The sequence below is a fragment of the Flavobacterium sp. Flavsp81 genome (genome assembly GCF_059491325.1).
Genome location: NZ_CP168505.1, coordinates 648,966 through 667,234 on the forward strand (window position 1 = coordinate 648,966; position 18,269 = coordinate 667,234).

Here is an 18,269-nt window from a genome sequence, read left to right on the forward strand (position 1 = left end):
CATGCTTTATCTTTAAAATAGATTGTTTTTTCCATTCTGTTACCAGTAATAATTGATATTGAGGCCTTTATAATTATTTTTAGATTTTATAAAAGAAATTATTTATACTCCACAATTCTTGGCTTTGCCAATTCAAAAGACTGAAGACCGAAATCCGAAGTTTGAAAAGTATTCGTTTTAAATACTGAATCACCCTGATTGGGAATAGTCGGATAATAGGAAAGTGAAATCTGAAAAGAATTAAACACTAAATAATCATTACTGATCAAAAGTCCGATGCTTATTTTTGAATAGTATTTATTTTGAAATAATCCGGAATTACTATTTCCTAATACAGCTATAGAATAATTAAAATACGGATTTATTCTAAAACCTAAAATCTCTTCGGGCGCATAGGTTTGTGTCTGTAAGCTTAAGACCATTTTACTTTTGCCATAAATTGCAGCGTTAAAGCCTTGCAGTCCATAATTTTCATTTATTGTAAGTTGATCTCCAATAGAATTTGCACGGTTTATTCCAACAATTACTTGTGGTTTTATAAATTGTCTCAATTTCCAGTTTCCAATTTCTAATAAGTTAGTAAAATAATTTGCCTCAAGAGAAATTGAAGTCTGATAAGTTTTGGATTCATGAAAAAAAGTACCTATTTCGAAATTAGTACTTAAGAATCCCCATTTATAATAATCTCCAAAAGAAAACCGGCTGCCTAAATATGGCCGCCAAATATTATTTTTAAATTGATAACCGGCTGTAATTCCATATATTCTTCCAATGGGAACATCTTCAGTATTCCCATTTCTAAAAATATAATTGTCTTTTACGAATTCACGGGTATTAATTCCGAATCCCATTAAAAACTGTTGTTCATCTGAAAAAAAGTTAATTGAATCATATACTATCGACGGTCTCTCCGTATAATCGATGTCTAAAAAACGCCCGGATATGATAAGATTAGTGGTTCTGTCGTTTTTGGGATTTAAACCGGTAATATTAAACGCTTTCCCAAGCCAGAAATCATGTAAATTATTTTTAAAAGGCTGTAATTCATAATTTAAGCTTGCATCTGGCAAAGTATCTTTCCTAAATTGTTGTTCGAGCTTGATCCCTCCGGCCCATTTTGTTAAAGGTGAATAAAACGGACGTTCGATATCAATACTTTTATTATAGTTATCTTCTAAATCTTTGTAATATCTGAATTTTGTAGAGATAAAAGTATTTTTGATATTTGGAATTGTATAAGTTGCATTATGACCATTATGACCATCTTCAAATCTATTGGCGAATTTATACTCAAGTTGTTGACCGGTACCTAAAATATTTCGATCATTGAATCCAACTGAAATTTTTGAACTTGATATTGAAAATTTAGGTAATAAGCTCCAGGCATCTAAAACACGAACTGTAATATCTATGGAATCATTTGTTGATGAAATTAGTTCTTCTGAGATTGTAACTCTGCTTACAAATCGTTGTGATCGGATAATACGTTCAGATTCTTTTATTTTATAGGCATTATACAAGGAATTTTTTCTAAAAAGTAATAAATTTTGAATAGCAAACTTTTTAGTTTTCAGATGCATCCTATTTCCTGTTCTTTCCCCCCAATTTTTAGGAGCCATAGTAGAATCAGTATCTGAACGGCCAAAAGGATCTAAAGTTATGATTCTTATATTGCGAATAATTTTCCCATCAACACCTGGCAGGTGTTTTTTTACAATCAACGTTTCATTTTTCTTTTTTATTTTGGAAGGCTTGAAAATTATTTTTTTTATGAAGTTTGTAACTTTTCTTTTTTTACTAATCTTTTTTGATTCAGAAGAGGTTTCAGTACTATCCTTTTTAGCTTTTTTTTCTTGTGAAAAAGCTCCTTGTGAACAAATCCAAAGTAAAAGAAAAACTATAATTTTTAGGTTTTGAAACATGCTAATAAAGTTAGCTTAATTAAGGGTGAAATTTTATTAAAATGGAATAAATAAAACGATAAGGGTAAAAACATATTATTGGTTTTAATTTTCAACTTTTAGTTTTCTAATTCTCCAGGTAAATTTCTTAGGCATATGATTGCCCATAACATAACCCCAGGGCTCTAAAGATTCAATTCGGTCAAAAATAATTTTTAAGATAGCCAACAAGGGTATTGCCAAAAACATTCCTGAGATTCCAGCAGCACTGCCGCCTATAATAATTCCTATTATTGAAACCAGAGCGTTAATTTCAACTTTTGAGTTAATGATTAAAGGTACAAGTATATTATTGTCAATAAGCTGTACAATAATATTTACAACAAGAATACTTATAATCATGGATACATCAGGAGTTCCTGTAAGTGAGGACAAAATTGTTAAAATGCCTGCAACCATGATTCCTATATATGGAATTAAATTTAGAATCCCGGTTATAAGTCCAAGTAGAATAAAATATTTAGCACCTATAATCCATAAACCCAAACCTGTTAAAATAGAAACGACAAACATTTCAAAAATAAGTCCCAGGATATAATTGTTGATTGAAATTTTTATTTGGGTAATGATTTCTTTTAACTTACCATGGTCTTCTTTATTAAATAATTTAGCCATAAAAAGAATAAAATGGGTTTTGTATAAAAGAAACAAAAAAGTAAAAACCACTACAAGCATACTATCAAATAATACATCACTTAAAGAGCCAATAGCAGTTCCCAACGTTCCGGGACCGTTTTGTACAGAATCGCTTGTTACTTTTTTAAGATATTTTTTTTGCTCCCAAATACTTATTTGAAATTTTTCGTTAATATAAGATTGGACATTATTGAAAAAAGCGATTGCATTCTTCTTAATGATATCAAAATCATTGGCAATATCTGTTATTTGATAAGAAATGAAGGTTAAAATCGCAGCTATACAAAGTACAAAAATCACTACGGTTATAAATGAAGCAAGATAGATGGGAACACGTAATTTTGTATGTAGTAAAGTATGAAGAGGCAACAGTAAAACTGTAAATAAAAATGCCAGCATCACAGGGGTTATTATATTACTTCCAATGTATGTTATAACGCCAATACAAATTAAACTCAATAGAATAATTGCAAACTTGGCGTAAAAAGGCAGTATTAAAGGTTGATTCATATTTTGGATTTTTTAAACTCATACTTTAGCTAAGCAAATATTAGATTTATTAATTAAAATATTGTTTTAGCTTTTAAAATATAGTTTATAAAATTCCCATTAATAGTTAATCAAAAAACTCTTTTTCATCATAATGGGCAGGGATAATTGATATTCCTTTTTGTAATAAAAGATTATTGGGAAAGATAATTTTCTCCCCTTCTTTTGTTTTCAAATTGACATGAAAAGCACTAATATCTTCGATTTCGGCCTCAATTGGAAAATCTTTATCATGAATTTTTATGGTATCGCCAATTTTAAACGGAAATGAAAAAAACAAAATCATTCCTGATGTTATGTTGCTTAAAATAGACCATTGTGCAAACAGTGCAACTCCGATAACAGTAGTAATTGAAGAGATTGTTATAAAAATATCTTTAGTCTGAACCCCCCAAATAACTATTAAGCTGATGATAATAAACAGATTAATAAATATATGGATATACTTAATAACCAGATTAGCGCGGTGTTCCAGGATATGACTCGTTTTTGCATAACGACGAATAAGTTTGTCGGCAATAATTCTCAGGAATATTAAAGCAATTATTAAAATTCCTGTGACAAACATTTCATGTGTATATTCTTTGAAAGAAAACATAGATTAAATTTTACTCTAAAGTACTCAAATATTTGTAAACTTTTGCAGTTGGAAGCCCCATAACATTTGTATAAGAACCTTCGACTTTGGCTACTGCCGTAAAACCAAACCATTCCTGAATACCATAAGCACCCGCTTTATCGTATGGTTTATAGTTTTCTATATAATATAAAATAGCCTCGTCTGAGAGTTCATTAAAAGTAACTTTTGTAATATCATTTAAAAGAACAGAAGAAGAGTTGGTTTTAAAACAAACCGATGTAATTACTTCATGGGTTTCATTTGACATTGATTTTATCATCTCAAAAGCTTCCTGTGCATTTTTAGGTTTCCCCAAAGCGCTATTTTGATGCCACACAATAGTGTCACTGGTTACTAAAATTTCATTAGTTTTTAGTTCTCCTTCAAAGGCATTTGCTTTTAACTGTGCCAGATAATCGGTTATTTCAACAGCTTTTAATTCAGGAGGATATATTTCTTCAATTTCTTTTAACCGAATTTCAAAATCTAAATCCAGGTCTTTGAAAAATTGCTGCCTTCTTGGCGAACCTGAAGCAAGAATTAAAGTGTATTTTTTTAATTTTTCTTTAAGCATTATAATGAATATTTAAAGTAATAACCACAATTGATAAAATTCCGAAAAGTAAAATCAATTTTAAAACCGTACTCAGATGATGAAAATCTTTTTTTGATTTAGCCGTAAAAATTTTTATAATAAAATAAAGTAACGGGGCCAATACCAAAATGAAAGAATACAAAGCAGCTATAAACAAATTGTTTTCTACGAAATAATTTTTAATGTAAAGTAGTAATAAAACAAACGGAATGACTGAAATGACAAATACTATTTTTGCAGTACGACTAATGCCAATTGCAATAGGCAGAGTGTTCATTCCCTGATTATAATCTCCATTTACATCTTCTATATCTTTAACTATTTCCCGAATGAAATTAATCATAAAAGCAAATAAGGCATAATCAGTCAGGATAGAAAATAAACTAGCCATTTGTGCTTTATTTTCGGCAATTATTGCCGGAAAAAGATCAAAAACCCCAATAATAACAACACTCATTGCCAATAAAAATGCCACAACAAGATTTCCTAAAATCATGATTTGTTTTAAGGTTGTGGAATAAAAATAAAGCAATGAAGCTATAAAAATAAAAATAGTTGCAAATCCCGGTCTCTGTATAACATTTGATAAATAAAAACCAATCGCAACGCCTGTAATGTTTAATGCTATATAAATATTGTAACCATTTGTTTCTGAAACACCTTTACCTATTATAACATCATTTGGTTTGTTGATTCTATCAGTTTCTACATCAAAAATATTATTAATTACATAACCTGCAGCAGCTATTAAAATGGTACTTAAAACCAATAAACCATATTGCCAGTCTGATAAAGCTAAAGGAATGTTTTGTTGTTTTAAAAAAGAATAACGAAATAAAACCTGCATGAAAGCAAGCATCAGTAAGTTTTGATATCGGATGAGTTTGAGAAATTTCATTTTTTTTAGATACTAAGGTTTGAATTAATAATTGATAATTATCAATTATCTAATCGTGCTTTCCATTAAAATATTCCATCCATTTGCCCTGTACCTTCATAACTTGTTCGATCACATCTCTGGCAGCTCCTCGTCCGCCTTTTACGTGCGAAATATAACGGGAGATATTTTTGATTTCAGGGCTGGCATCTTGTGGACAAGTTGGCAAACCTACTAATTTCATCACATGAAAATCAGGAATATCGTCGCCCATGTACAACACATTTTCAGGTTTTATATTGTAAATATCGGTGTATTCCTTAAATGTTTCCACTTTATCCGGAGTTCCTAAATGTATGTCAGTAATACCTAAATTACGTAATCTGACACGCACGCCTTCATTGCTTCCGCCGGAAATAACACAAACATGATAGCCGCTTTCTACAGCTGCTTTCAATGCGTAACCATCCCGGATGTTCATTGTGCGAAGTATTTCGCCTTCTGTGGTTACAAAAACGGAGCTGTCCGTAAGTACGCCGTCAACATCAAAAATAAATGTTGTGATGTCATTCATTATTTCCTTATAACTTTTTGCCATTATTCTGAATAGATTGTGTTAGTATTTTATAGATGTTTTTTTGATTTTCATTGGTTAAATACGCTAAATGAGCTTCAATTGTGTTGGAATCATTCCGTTTTGCCGGACCTGTTTGCGCATCAATCGGATTTAAGATATTTATTTTTTCTGCAGTTTCCTGAATTAAAGGTTTTAATATTTCGAAAGGAACCTGATGTTCTTCACAAATTTCCTGACCAATCTGATACAAATAATTCGTAAAATTATTAACAAAAACAGCCGAAACGTGTAAAGCTTTTCTTTGTTCAGAACTGATTGAAAAAACAGCATTTGAAACACTTTTAGCAACGGTTTCTAAAATTGCATAATCAGACTGGTTTTCAGCTTCCAGACAAATTGGAATTATCGAAAAATCTACAGCTTTATTTTTAGAAAAAGTTTGTAAAGGATAAAAAACGCCTCTTCGGTTTTTAGGGTCTAAAATATTCAGTAAGGCAGTTCCTGAAGTATGAACTATAAGTTTGTTATCAAAAAGGAATTGCTTTGAAACTTCAGCTATTGCATTATCAGAAACCGCTATAATGTATACATCAGATTTTGTTAAAGCAGAATATTCAGTTATGATTTTATCTGAATCAAGCAGATGTTCCAACGCTTCTTTTTTTCTTGAAAATACCTGTGCGATTTCAACAAGATCACTTTTTGAAAAAGCTTTTATCAAATGCTGGGCGACATTTCCGGAACCAATTAGCGTTATTCGAATCATATCGCAAAATTAGCATTTTTTTTAAAGAGATTTACTTTGATTTTTATGGTATATATTTTTTATTCCAGATTCAAAGACTCTGTTAATTCACGTTTCTTTTTCGATTTATTAAAAAGAGAAAATATTTATTTCTGCATTTCAGAATTTGATATTGAAAAGAACTCTTTTTTGGTTTTAATTAACAAACGACAAATATTAGAACTCAACATTTTTAAGTATTTTTGTGCCACTTTTTACACAATGTAATTCCTTAAAAATGGATAAAAAAATATTCTCTTTTTTGTTTTCTACACGATTAATGGCTGTTCTTTTTTTAACATTTGCAATAGCAATGGGTGTCGGAACTTTTATAGAAAGTAAATACAATACCGATACAGCCAGAATTTTAGTTTATAATACATGGTGGTTTGAAGCGATAATGGTATTTTTTATGATAAACTTCTTCGGAAATATTAAGCGCTATCAGTTATTAAAGAAAGAAAAATGGGCCACTTTATTACTTCATGTTGCTTTTATATTTATTCTTTTGGGTGCTTTTATTACACGTTATATCAGTTACGAAGGTATGATGCCAATTCGGGAAGGAGCTGCTGAAAATCAAATCTATTCAGATAAAACATTCTTAACTGTTTTTGCAGACGGAGAATATAAAGGAGAAATGAAACGCAGAGTGTTCGATAAAAGTCTTTTATTATCTCCTATTACCAATAATGACTTTACACTGTCAGGCAAATTTGACCAAATTCCTTTTGAAGTTACCTATTCTAACTACATTATGGGAGCTAAAGAAGTAGTAAAACCGGATCAAAAGGGAACTTTATATCTTAAATTAGTTGAAGCAGGAGCCGGTGGACGTGAAGAACATTTCCTGAAAGAAGGAGAAGTTCAAAATATTCACAATGTTTTATTTACTTTGAATAAGCCAACTGCTGGAGCTATAAATATCAATACAACTGGCGAAAAGTATACAATTCAAACCCCATTCGAAGGGAATTTTATGCGAATGGCTGATAAATTAGAAGGAAAAGTTACCAAAGATAATGTTCAGCCATTAATGATGCGTTCCTTATATAGCATTGGTGATATTAGGATTGTTTTTCCGGATCCTGCGATAAAAGGAACTATTGCTTATGAATCTAATGATTTCAAAGCAAAATCACATCATGATGCTTTAATTGTAAAAGTAAAAGCAGAAGGAAAAGAAAAAGAAATTACCCTTTTAGGTTCTAAAGGAAGTGTTGGTGAACCAAAAACGGTTAAAATTGGCAATATTGAATATTCTTTATTCTACGGAAGTAAAGCTTACATTTTGCCTTTTAAAATAAAGTTGAACGATTTTATCGCTACAAAATATCCGGGGACAGAGAAAAGTTATTCAGCTTTCGAAAGTAAGGTAACTGTTCAGGATTCTGCTGAAACTTTTGATGCGGATATTTATATGAATCATGTATTGGATTATAAAGGATATCGTTTTTTTCAATCTTCATTTGATCCGGATGAAAAAGGAACAGTATTATCTGTAAATCATGATTTCTGGGGAACTTCAATAACTTATTTGGGTTATTTTATGTTGTTCTTTGGCTTAATGGCAATTATGTTTACCAAAGGTTCGCGTTTTGCGGATCTAAAGCGTAAACTTGAAAAAGTGAAAGAGAAAAAAGCAAAATTAATTGCAATATTAGTTTTAATGCTAAGTTTTAATGGTTTCGCACAAGCGCCTCATGTACACGAACATAATCATGCCCATACCAAAGATCCTAACGATCATGCCAATCATGTTACAGCACCGCCAAGTCAAAAGCAGTTAGATTCATTGCTGAATATTTACAAAGCACCGGAAGCCCATGCGGCTAAATTTGGTCGTTTAATTATTCAGGATGCCGGAGGAAGGATGAAGCCGATCAATACTTTTTCGTCAGAATTATTGAGAAAAGTAAGTCATAAAGATAATTATAACGGAATGAATTCTGATCAGGTGTTTTTGTCCATGACACAATATGCTCAGGTTTGGATTCAGATTCCTATTATTTATATTAAACCTGAAAACGATAGCATCCGTAGAATTATCGGAATTGAAAAAGAAGCCAAATTTGCCCCGTTTGTAAAGTTTTTCGATGAAAATGGTAATTATAAACTTTCTCCGTATTTAGATGCGGCTTACAAAGCGGCAAATCCAAATAACTTTGAAAAAGATTTTATCGAAACGGATAAAAAAGTAAATCTGATGGAATCTGCTTTAAGCGGAAGTATATTGAAAATATTCCCGATTCCGAATGATCCGAATAACAAATGGATTTCATACTTAGAAATTGGCAACGCAGGTTTGAAAGGGATGGATGAAACCTATGTAAAGCAAATAATTCCTTTGTATTTTAATGCTTTGAACAATGGCTCTATTTCTAAAGACTTTAAAACTGCCGATGATTTGGTAGAAAGTATTAATGGTTTTCAAAAGAAATTTGGAAGTAAAGTACGTCCAGGCGAAAAGAAAATCGATCTTGAAATTGCCTATAACAAATACAATATTTTGCCAAAAATGTTTTATTGGTATTCGCTTTCCGGAATATTCATGCTGATTTTTACTCTTTTGAGTATTTTCTTTGATAAAAAGTTTTTACGTATTACAGTAAATGGTTTTCACATTTTAATCGGATTGATATTTGCGCTTCATACACTTGCTTTAATTGCCCGTTGGTATATTTCGGGTCACGCACCCTGGAGTAACGCATACGAAGCCATTGTATATGTGGCGTGGGCGACAATGTTCTTCGGATTGGCTTTCGATCGAAAATCAAAACTGACCGTAGCATCAGCAGCTTTTGTAACATCAATGATCTTCATGGCCGCAAATGCAAACTGGATTGATCCTGAAATTGCCAATTTACAGCCTGTTTTGAATTCCTATTGGTTAATGATTCACGTAGCAGTAATCGTAGCAAGTTACGGACCATTTGCTCTCGGAATGATTCTAGGATTTGTATCCTTAATACTGATTTTCTTTACCAATGAAAGAAACAAAGCCAAAATGGATCTGAACATTAAGGAGATTACCTATATTAACGAAATGTCATTGACAATTGGTTTAATCATGTTAACCATTGGAAACTTTTTGGGAGGACAATGGGCCAACGAAAGTTGGGGTAGATATTGGGGGTGGGATCCAAAAGAAACCTGGGCATTGATTTCTATTATGGTCTACGCTTTTATAATTCATGCCCGTTTTGTACCTGCTTTACGCGGAAAATGGATATTCAATTTAATGAGTATGTTTGGTTTTATATCTATTTTGTTTACTTATTATGGTGTAAATTTCCACTTGGTAGGTTTGCACTCATACGCAAGCGGAGAGGCCCATTCTCTAAACTGGATTTGGTATTCATTAGGAACGATTTCTGTAATTGGAGTTTTAACGTATCCGAGCTATCGAAAATATTATAAAAAATAATAGTATTAATTCATATACAAAAAGGTTCAACTTTACGGCTGAACCTTTTTTGTTTTACAATAATTGAAGTTTGTAAGTTTTGTAGTTGAAGAATCAGAAGCTATTCCTGCTGTCCACTGTATCTTTTGTGGTCTCGTCCCAAAAACGAGACCACAAAAGGATGCCGTTTCCATCAGGGCTATGGATTCAGTTTTCATTATAAAATTTAAAACAAAAAAAGGATAGTTTTTACTATCCTTTCTTAATTATTCTTATTTGATTATTTTTTAATAATTTCTTCTAAAACTGCCTTGTTTTCGTAGTTTGTTACTTTAAGGATAATCTCTTGGTTTTTAATAGTTTTCCCTTCTATTATGTATAATTTTCCTTTGTTGAACGGAACGTTACTTTGATCAAAGTCGACATCACCAAAGGTCAGTGTATTTTTGATATCAGTAGTATCTACCCATTTTTCATTTAGGGTTTGAATTGCTTTTTCAGAATACTGAAATGGTTTTGTTCTTAAATTATTCAAGACTCTGGCATTTGGAAAGTAGTTGCAGCGGGTATCTTTTCCACTAAAAACGAGCGCTACAAAAAAGCATCCCATAACTAAACCAATCAAATAATAAGCAAAACGATGTACGAACTTCATGAATTAAATTTTTGCAAAGGTACGCTAAAGTTGTTTTAGAAAACAAGTAAATTAATATCGTTATCGGGTAAATTAAACCATTCTCCAATAGCTTTGTTGGTCAGGATTCCATGATAGAGATAAATTCCGTTTTTTAAACCTTTATTACATCTGATAGCACTTTCCAAACCGCCATCTTCGGCTATCTGCAGAAGGTAAGGAGTTATTATGTTACTTATTGAAAGTGAGGCAGTTTTAGAATATCGGGATGGAATATTAGGAACGCAATAATGCAAAACATTGCTTTTTATGAAAGTTGGCTTTTCGTGCGTAGTTACTTCAGAAGTCTCAAAGCAACCACCTGTATCGATACTTACATCTACAATTACGGCACCTTTTTTCATGTGTTCCACCATAGTTTCGGTAACTACAATCGGACAGCGTTCTTTTCCTCGCATAGCGCCAATAGCTACATCGCAACGTCTTAAAGCTTTTAATAATGCTTTTTGCTGAATGGTAGAGGTAAAAATACGTTGATTTAAATTGTTTTGTAAACGACGTAATTTAGTAATAGAATTATCAAAGACTTTTACGTTCGCTCCTAATCCAATTGCTGTTTTTGCAGCAAATTCACCTACAGTTCCGGCTCCTAAAATGACAACATCAGTAGGAGGGACGCCGGTAATATTTCCAAATAAAAGCCCCTTGCCAAATTCATCAGTAATCATCAGTTCGGCAGCAATAAGGATTGAGGCTGTACCGGCAATTTCACTTAATGATTTTACGGCAGGATAGGAACCATCTTCATCTTTAATATATTCAAAAGCAAGAGCTGTTATCTTTTTTTGTGCTAAAGCTTCAAAATAAGTTTTCTTTTTTGTTTTTAGCTGAATGGCTGATATGATAATCGTTTCAGGATTAATCATTTTAATTTCTGCCAGAGTAGGAGGCTCGACTTTAAGCAATAACGGACAGCCAAACACCCTTTTAGTATCTTTTGTAACTTCTGCACCAGCATCACTATACTCTTTGTCAGAATAGCTTGAGCTTTCTCCCGCTCCTGATTCAATCATTACGCGATGTCCTTCATATGTTAACGAATTAACAGCATCCGGCGTAAGACAAATACGACGCTCCTGATAACTTGTTTCTTTAGGGATTCCTATAAAAAGTTCTCTTTTTTGGCGGCCAATTTCAAGTTTTTCTTCTTGTGGCAACAATTGTTGTTTCGTAAATGGAGTTAAGGTTATTGACATGAGTGGTGCAAAAATTAAGAGTACAAATTACGTAAAAAGTTTTAAAATCAATGTAAAAATTCTGCTAATACTGTTTTATAATTAAGACATTATTTTTTCCATTTTAATATCAGCTCTTTCGTAAAGTCCTTCCTCAAGCGGAATCTCAGTAAATCCAAATTTTTTATATAAATGAATCGCCGGAAGTAAAATACGATTAGAATATAAAATCAGTCTTTTAATATTCTTTTTTTCTGCAGCAGCAATACAATGGGACAGAAGTTTATTGCCGATTCCAAGCCCTTGGGCTTTGTCAGAAACTGCCATTTTGCTTAATTCGAAAGTAGTTTCATTAACTTTCATTAAAGATGCCGTACCTAAAATCTCATCATAATATCTGGCATAAAAAATCATTCCGCCTTTATCAATGATTTCTTCCTGTGGATTAGAAAGGGTTAATTCATCTTTTTCTTCAACCTTAAAATATTTTTGAAGCCATTCTATATTTAAAGTTTTGATGGATTCTTTTAAATCAGATGAAAATGGGATTATTTCTACTGTATTTTGGAGGTTCATTATAAATATATTATTAGTTTCACAGAGACTTGAGAAGTTTCGCAAAGTGTTCACAAAGTTTTATTAGAATAATCTTTGTGTTTCTGTGTGAAATTTTAGTGAATCTCTGTGGAATTAAACCAGTTCTAATTTTCTTTTTCCATCAGGCATCAATTCAATTGTAACCACAGAATGTTCATCAGGAATTAAACCCGCAATTTTTTCAGACCATTCAATAAAACACCAATTTCCCGAATATAAGTAATCATCAACTCCCATATCAAGAGCTTCAGTTTCTTTATTTAATCTGTAAAAGTCAAAATGATAAACTATATGATTGTCAAAAGTATAGTATTCGTTAACTAAAGAAAAAGTTGGACTGCTTGTCGCGTCCTGAACTCCTAAACTTTTACATAATTGTTTAATTAAAGTAGTTTTTCCAACACCCATTTCTCCGTTAAAAAGAATAATTTTTTTGGGACTTTTGGCAATTATTTGCTCTGCTGTTTTTTGAATTTGATCTAATGAAAAAACGATATTCATTGTTATATTATTTATATAATAGTCACAGTTTTCGATTTTGAGTTTCAGCTGAAAACTGCGACTGAAAATTTTTATTTTGGGTTAAATACCAAAAACGGAATAATCATTTCTTCAAGAGAAATTCCGCCATGCTGATATGTATTTTTGTAATAACTTACATAATGATTGTAGTTGTTTACGTAAGCTAAAAACAAATCATTTTTGGCAAAAATAAACGAACTGCTCATGTTTATGGCTGGTAAACCAATTTTTTTAGGTTCTTTTACTACGTAAACATCTTTTTGTTCGTAGGTTAAACTACGACCGGTTTTATAACGTAAATTTAGACTTGTATTTTTGTCTCCAACCACTTTCGATGGATTTTTTACGTTAATTGTCCCGTGGTCAGTTGTCAGAATTAATTTAAATCCTAAAAGTTGTGCCTGCTGAATGATTTCTAAAAGAGGAGAATTCTTAAACCAGCTTAAAGTTAATGAACGATAGGCTTTGTCATCGGAAGCAAGTTCTTTTACAACCTCCATTTCTGTTTTGGCATGCGATAACATGTCGACAAAATTATAGACAACAGTCACTAAATCATTTCCTTTTAAAGCTTTAAAGTTTTCGGCTAATTTTTTTCCGCTGGCGTAATTGGTTATTTTAAAATAGTCTTCAGTCAGATTTAATCCCAGACGTTTTAATTGCGCTGACAAAAACTCAGCTTCATATAAATTTTTTCCGCCGTCTTCTACGTCATTTTTCCAATATTCAGGAAATTGTTTTTCCATTTCAGTAGGTAACAGACCTGAAAAAATTGCATTTCTGGCATATTGAGTTGCCGTAGGAAGTATGGAAAAATAAGGAACTTCTTTTTCTAATTTATAATAATTGGACACTACTGTTTCAAAAGATTTCCATTGGTCATAGCGCAAATTATCAATGACAACAAATAAAATAGGTTTGTCTTTCTTTTTAAGTTCCGGAACGACCAGTTCTTTGAATAAAGTATGGGACTGAATTGGTTTATCAGCTTTAGGAGCAAACCAATCTTCATAATTGCGTTCAATATATTTTCCGAACTGGGAATTGGCTTCGACTTTTTGTGATTCCAGAATTTCGATCATACCCTGATCGTTGATGTTTTCAAGTTCTAATTCCCAGAATATCAGTTTTTTGTATAATTCAACCCAGTCTTCAAAAGAATTTACCATGGCAAGTTCCATCGAAATTTTTCTGAATTCTTTTTGATAATCTAAAGTTGTTTTTTCGGATATTAATCTGGAATGATCTAAGTTTTTCTTTAAACTCAACAAAATCTGATTCGGATTTACAGGTTTTATCAGGTAATCGGCTATTTTAGAGCCAATTGCTTCTTCCATGATATATTCCTCTTCGCTTTTGGTAATCATAATCATCGGAATAGCTGATTTTTTTTCTTTCATCTCAGAAAGCGTTTCCAATCCGCTCATTCCCGGCATGTTCTCATCCAAAAAGACAATATCAAAATTTTCTTCTTCAAATAAACCAATAGCGTCTAATCCGTTATTACAGGTAGTTACTGCGTAATTTTTTTTCTCGAGAAATAATATATGTGGTTTCAAAAGATCAATTTCATCATCGACCCAAAGTATTTTTATTTTATCCATAAACAATTAATTTTAATGCAATTTAAAAGTATAGAACTTAAAAAGTATTAAAAATAGTATAAATTTAAACTGTTTATAGTAATTTTTTATACTGTGAAATTTGTATTGAAATATTTTTAAGCTTTGTGGATAACAATTTTGGATTGTAAATTTGTCAATATTATGTTTGAGTTTATAAATTTCAGAGAAAAATTATCCGTGAATGGTTTCGCCTTTGCCGTAATTTGAAATAATTGATTCTTCATAAGCCAACCATTCTCTCCAGCGTTTTTCAACATCAATTCCAACTCCGTATTTGCGTGCATATGTTATAAAAGTAGTGTAATGTCCGGCTTCGCTTTCCATTAATTCCCTGTAAAAAACAGCTAATTCTTCATCCTGAATGTTTTCTGAAAGAACTTTAAAACGTTCGCAGCTTCTGGCTTCAATCATGGCTGAAAACAATAATCTTTCTACTAAACCTGAAACACGGCTTCCGTCGCCGCTTTTCTTCATATATAAGTATAGTTCGTTTACGTAATCATCTTTACGCTCGCGTCCTAATTTCAGTCCTCTTTTAATGATAATATTATGAACCTGCTCAAAATGATCGATTTCTTCTTTAGCCAGAGCCAATAAATCTTTCACTAAATCCTGATGCTCAGAGTTGTTGGTGATGATCGTAATGGCATTTGTTGCTGCTTTTTGCTCGCACCAGGCGTGGTCGGTCAGGATTTCCTCAATGTTTTTCTCTACAATATTTACCCATCTTGGGTCTGTTGGCAATTGTAATCTTAATACGCCCATCTTTTAAGTCTTAAAGTTAGAAAGTTATTATGGTTGTAAGTCAAAAAAACAAAAGTCGAAGATCAAAATTAAAACAGAAATTCACATTTCGTTTCAAGACTTTCGATCTTCGACTTTAAGACTTTATGACCAATATTTAGTAAACGAAAATTGGTCTTTCGCTCATCATTTCATTTACTTCGTTAGCTACTTCTTCGATAAGTGCTTCATTAGTATGATCAGCAAGTACTTTATCGATTAAGGCTACAATAGTTTCCATATCTTCTTCAACTAAACCACGAGTAGTGATTGCAGCTGTTCCAACACGAATACCTGAAGTTACAAATGGTGATTTATCATCAAATGGAACCATATTTTTATTTACTGTGATTTCAGCTTTTACCAATGCATTTTCAGCATCTTTTCCGGAGATATTTTTATTTCTTAAATCAATCAGCATCATGTGGTTGTCAGTTCCTCCAGAGATAATGTTATATCCTCTTTTTACGAAAGCATCTGCCATTGCGTTTGCATTTTTTTGCAATTGCATCGCATAAGTAAAGAATTCATCTTTAAGAGCTTCGCCAAAAGCAATCGCTTTAGCAGCGATAATGTGCATTAATGGCCCACCTTGATTTCCAGGGAAAACAGCTAAATCCAATAAAGAAGACATCATTCTGATCTCACCTTTTGGAGTAGTTAAGCCCATTGGATTCGGGAAATCTTTCCCCATTAAAATCAAACCTCCTCTTGGACCACGTAATGTTTTGTGAGTTGTAGTAGTTACAATATGACAATGTGGAATCGGGTCATTTAATAATCCTTTTGCAATTAAACCTGCAGGATGAGAAATATCTGCAATCAAAATGGCTCCAACGCTATCAGCAATTTTTCTGAAACGCTCAAAATCCATATCACGAGAATAAGCAGAAGCTCCGGCAATGATTAATTTTGGCTGCTCTTTAGTAGCAATTTCCTGAATTTTATCATAATCTAATCTTCCTGTTTCTTTATCTACACCATAAAAAGTTGGGTTGTAAATACGCCCTGAAAAGTTTACAGGAGAACCGTGAGTCAGGTGACCACCGTGAGATAAATCAAATCCTAATATTTTGTCACCTGGTTTCAAACAAGCGTGAAAAACAGATGAATTTGCCTGAGAACCTGAGTGAGGCTGTACGTTTGCATATTCAGCACCAAATAATTCCTTGGCTCTGTCAATCGCAATTTGCTCAATAACGTCAACTACTTCGCAACCGCCGTAGTATCTTTTGCCGGGATATCCCTCAGCATATTTATTTGTTAAAACAGACCCGGCTGCTTCCATTACTTCATCACTTACAAAATTTTCTGAAGCGATAAGTTCTAATCCGTGAATTTGTCTATCTTGTTCCTCGAGGATAAGACCAAAAATTTGTTCGTCGCGTTGCATTTTTTCGTTTTTCGTTAATTTCCTGCAAAAATACAAAAAAACGTTTGTGATACTGTTAGATTATGATATATTTGACAAGTAATTTTTCAACAAATAATTAACATTAACATGCCAATAACCGCCAACGATACCAAAAGAAAATCATGGTTAGAAGTGCCAGAAAATAGTGATTTCCCTATTCAGAATATTCCTTTCGGTGTATTTCTTACTAAAGAAAATGTCGTTACAGTAGGAACCAGAATTGGCGATTATGCTATTGATTTAGGTGCTTTACAACAATTGAATTATTTTTCAGGAATTGAATTAACTGATGATATGTTTATGCAGGATACGCTTAATGATTTTATTTCTGATGGAAAAAAAACATGGCGTTTAGTCCGAAATCGTATTGCTGATATTTTTGATGAAAACAACCCGCAACTTAGAGATTCAACAAAAGACCGCGATATTGTTATTTTTAAAATCGATGATGTAGAAATGCAATTACCTGTTTTGATTGGCGATTATACCGATTTTTATTCCAGTAAAGAACATGCAACCAACGTTGGTAAAATGTTTCGTGATCCTGAAAATGCTTTATTGCCTAACTGGTTACACATACCTGTAGGATATCACGGAAGAAGCTCTACTATTGTTCCGTCCGGTATTCCGGTTCACAGGCCAATGGGACAAACTTTGCCTGTAGGCGAAAAATACCCTGTTTTTGGCCCTTCACGATTAGTTGATTTTGAATTAGAAACAGCTTTCATTACCACTGATGTAAATGTAATGGGAGAAAATATTCCTACTTACGAAGCTGAAGATTATATTTTCGGAATGGTTTTACTGAATGACTGGAGTGCACGCGATATTCAGAAATGGGAATATGTGCCCCTTGGACCATTTTTAGCAAAAAACTTTGCAACTTCAATTTCGCCCTGGATTGTAACTATGGATGCTTTAGAGCCTTTTAGAACAAAAGGACCGAAACAAGATCCGTCTCCTCTTCCTTATTTGCAAACTAAGGGGAAAAAAGCTTTTGATATTAATTTAGAAGTTTCTATTCAGCCTTTGGATCAGGATGAAACTGTAGTTTCCAAATCAAATTTCAAATACTTATATTGGTCAATGGCGCAACAGCTGGCACACCACACATCGAATGGATGTCGGGTAAATTCAGGCGATATGATGGGTTCAGGAACTATTTCAGGCCCAACTCCTGATAGCTTTGGTTCCATGTTAGAATTGACTTGGGGCGGCAAAAATCCAATAAAATTAAAAGACGGGAGCGAACGTAAATTCATTGAAGATAATGATACAGTAATCATAAGAGGTTTCTGCGAAAGCAATGAAGTTCGTATAGGTTTCGGAGAAGTTTGCAGTCAATTATTACCTCCTTTTGTGAGACAATGAAGAGAAGATAAAATATCTGAATAAATAAAAAAGCTTGTAAGTATGAAACTAACAAGCTTTTTTTATGTTTGAATCCCGCAAAAC

At 32.5% G+C, this 18,269-nt stretch carries 16 protein-coding genes; 2 read left to right on the forward strand and 14 right to left on the reverse strand.

Annotated features, from left to right (window positions below; genetic code table 11):
* Positions 1-98 precede the first annotated feature (98 nt).
* From ACEN92_RS02825 to ACEN92_RS02855, 7 genes are all read right to left on the reverse strand, one after another.
* The gene (locus tag ACEN92_RS02825; RefSeq protein WP_495640856.1) at positions 99-1,922 is read right to left on the reverse strand and encodes a hypothetical protein; all 1,824 of its coding nucleotides are present in this window, start codon (positions 1,920-1,922) and stop codon (positions 99-101) included.
* An 84-nt stretch (positions 1,923-2,006) separates the two neighbouring features.
* Entirely contained in the window at positions 2,007-3,107 is a 1,101-nt protein-coding gene (locus ACEN92_RS02830) for an AI-2E family transporter (protein ID WP_495640857.1), read from the reverse strand.
* A gap of 106 nt (positions 3,108-3,213) precedes the next feature.
* The gene (locus tag ACEN92_RS02835) at positions 3,214-3,744 is read right to left on the reverse strand and encodes a mechanosensitive ion channel domain-containing protein (protein ID WP_495640858.1); all 531 of its coding nucleotides are present in this window, start codon (positions 3,742-3,744) and stop codon (positions 3,214-3,216) included.
* Positions 3,745-3,754: 10 nt separating this feature from the next.
* Complete coding sequence (locus ACEN92_RS02840) at positions 3,755-4,339, reverse strand: Maf-like protein (protein WP_495640859.1); 585 nt, start codon at positions 4,337-4,339, stop codon at positions 3,755-3,757.
* Positions 4,332-5,258 carry a geranylgeranylglycerol-phosphate geranylgeranyltransferase gene (locus tag ACEN92_RS02845; protein WP_495640860.1) on the reverse strand — a complete coding sequence of 309 codons (927 nt, stop codon included), beginning with the start codon at positions 5,256-5,258 and terminating at the stop codon, positions 4,332-4,334. The genes ACEN92_RS02840 and ACEN92_RS02845 overlap by 8 nt, the downstream gene beginning before the upstream one ends.
* A gap of 49 nt (positions 5,259-5,307) precedes the next feature.
* Positions 5,308-5,835: a KdsC family phosphatase gene (locus ACEN92_RS02850; RefSeq protein ID WP_495640861.1), complete on the reverse strand. Its 528-nt coding sequence runs from the start codon at positions 5,833-5,835 to the stop codon at positions 5,308-5,310.
* Positions 5,819-6,580, reverse strand: coding sequence for a Rossmann-like and DUF2520 domain-containing protein (locus ACEN92_RS02855; protein WP_495640862.1), 762 nt, complete (start codon positions 6,578-6,580; stop codon positions 5,819-5,821). The genes ACEN92_RS02850 and ACEN92_RS02855 overlap by 17 nt, the downstream gene beginning before the upstream one ends.
* A gap of 256 nt (positions 6,581-6,836) precedes the next feature.
* On the opposite strand from ACEN92_RS02855, the gene ACEN92_RS02860 reads away from it, so the two are divergent.
* Positions 6,837-10,025, forward strand: a complete 3,189-nt coding sequence (locus ACEN92_RS02860) for a cytochrome c biogenesis protein (protein ID WP_495640863.1) — start codon at positions 6,837-6,839, stop codon at positions 10,023-10,025.
* Positions 10,026-10,284: 259 nt separating this feature from the next.
* On the opposite strand, the gene ACEN92_RS02865 is transcribed toward ACEN92_RS02860, so the two are convergent.
* The 7 genes from ACEN92_RS02865 to glyA all read right to left on the reverse strand — a co-directional run bounded on the left by ACEN92_RS02865 (position 10,285) and on the right by glyA (position 16,793).
* A complete protein-coding gene (locus ACEN92_RS02865; RefSeq protein WP_495640864.1) occupies positions 10,285-10,659 on the reverse strand; it encodes a DUF4258 domain-containing protein in 375 nt (124 codons plus the stop codon).
* A gap of 35 nt (positions 10,660-10,694) precedes the next feature.
* Positions 10,695-11,894, reverse strand: coding sequence for an alanine dehydrogenase (locus ACEN92_RS02870; RefSeq protein WP_495640865.1), 1,200 nt, complete (start codon positions 11,892-11,894; stop codon positions 10,695-10,697).
* Between the two features lie 81 nt (positions 11,895-11,975).
* Complete coding sequence (locus tag ACEN92_RS02875) at positions 11,976-12,449, reverse strand: GNAT family N-acetyltransferase (protein WP_495640866.1); 474 nt, start codon at positions 12,447-12,449, stop codon at positions 11,976-11,978.
* Positions 12,450-12,563: 114 nt separating this feature from the next.
* Positions 12,564-12,971 (reverse strand): tRNA (adenosine(37)-N6)-threonylcarbamoyltransferase complex ATPase subunit type 1 TsaE, encoded by a 408-nt coding sequence (gene tsaE, locus ACEN92_RS02880; RefSeq protein WP_495640867.1) that lies wholly within the window; start codon positions 12,969-12,971, stop codon positions 12,564-12,566.
* A 71-nt stretch (positions 12,972-13,042) separates the two neighbouring features.
* The gene (porX, locus tag ACEN92_RS02885) at positions 13,043-14,596 is read right to left on the reverse strand and encodes a T9SS response regulator signal transducer PorX (RefSeq protein WP_495640868.1); all 1,554 of its coding nucleotides are present in this window, start codon (positions 14,594-14,596) and stop codon (positions 13,043-13,045) included.
* Between the two features lie 192 nt (positions 14,597-14,788).
* Positions 14,789-15,382, reverse strand: a complete 594-nt coding sequence (locus tag ACEN92_RS02890) for a MiaE family protein (RefSeq protein ID WP_007810758.1) — start codon at positions 15,380-15,382, stop codon at positions 14,789-14,791.
* 136 nt (positions 15,383-15,518) lie between these two features.
* Entirely contained in the window at positions 15,519-16,793 is a 1,275-nt protein-coding gene (gene glyA / locus ACEN92_RS02895; RefSeq protein WP_495640869.1) for a serine hydroxymethyltransferase, read from the reverse strand.
* A 108-nt stretch (positions 16,794-16,901) separates the two neighbouring features.
* On the opposite strand from glyA, the gene fahA reads away from it, so the two are divergent.
* Positions 16,902-18,185: a fumarylacetoacetase gene (fahA, locus tag ACEN92_RS02900; protein ID WP_495640870.1), complete on the forward strand. Its 1,284-nt coding sequence runs from the start codon at positions 16,902-16,904 to the stop codon at positions 18,183-18,185.
* Positions 18,186-18,269: the final 84 nt, after the last annotated feature.

Bases quoted from the DNA above. Each gene is read 5' to 3' on its own strand.
- ACEN92_RS02825 (WP_495640856.1), bottom strand. From the start codon at position 1,922: ATGTTTCAAAACCTAAAAATTATAGTTTTTCTTTTACTTTGGATTTGT.
- ACEN92_RS02830 (WP_495640857.1), bottom strand. From the start codon at position 3,107: ATGAATCAACCTTTAATACTGCCTTTTTACGCCAAGTTTGCAATTATT.
- ACEN92_RS02835 (WP_495640858.1), bottom strand. From the start codon at position 3,744: ATGTTTTCTTTCAAAGAATATACACATGAAATGTTTGTCACAGGAATT.
- ACEN92_RS02840 (WP_495640859.1), bottom strand. From the start codon at position 4,339: ATGCTTAAAGAAAAATTAAAAAAATACACTTTAATTCTTGCTTCAGGT.
- ACEN92_RS02845 (WP_495640860.1), bottom strand. From the start codon at position 5,258: ATGAAATTTCTCAAACTCATCCGATATCAAAACTTACTGATGCTTGCT.
- ACEN92_RS02850 (WP_495640861.1), bottom strand. From the start codon at position 5,835: ATGGCAAAAAGTTATAAGGAAATAATGAATGACATCACAACATTTATT.
- ACEN92_RS02855 (WP_495640862.1), bottom strand. From the start codon at position 6,580: ATGATTCGAATAACGCTAATTGGTTCCGGAAATGTCGCCCAGCATTTG.
- ACEN92_RS02860 (WP_495640863.1), top strand. From the start codon at position 6,837: ATGGATAAAAAAATATTCTCTTTTTTGTTTTCTACACGATTAATGGCT.
- ACEN92_RS02865 (WP_495640864.1), bottom strand. From the start codon at position 10,659: ATGAAGTTCGTACATCGTTTTGCTTATTATTTGATTGGTTTAGTTATG.
- ACEN92_RS02870 (WP_495640865.1), bottom strand. From the start codon at position 11,894: ATGTCAATAACCTTAACTCCATTTACGAAACAACAATTGTTGCCACAA.
- ACEN92_RS02875 (WP_495640866.1), bottom strand. From the start codon at position 12,449: ATGAACCTCCAAAATACAGTAGAAATAATCCCATTTTCATCTGATTTA.
- tsaE (WP_495640867.1), bottom strand. From the start codon at position 12,971: ATGAATATCGTTTTTTCATTAGATCAAATTCAAAAAACAGCAGAGCAA.
- porX (WP_495640868.1), bottom strand. From the start codon at position 14,596: ATGGATAAAATAAAAATACTTTGGGTCGATGATGAAATTGATCTTTTG.
- ACEN92_RS02890 (WP_007810758.1), bottom strand. From the start codon at position 15,382: ATGGGCGTATTAAGATTACAATTGCCAACAGACCCAAGATGGGTAAAT.
- glyA (WP_495640869.1), bottom strand. From the start codon at position 16,793: ATGCAACGCGACGAACAAATTTTTGGTCTTATCCTCGAGGAACAAGAT.
- fahA (WP_495640870.1), top strand. From the start codon at position 16,902: ATGCCAATAACCGCCAACGATACCAAAAGAAAATCATGGTTAGAAGTG.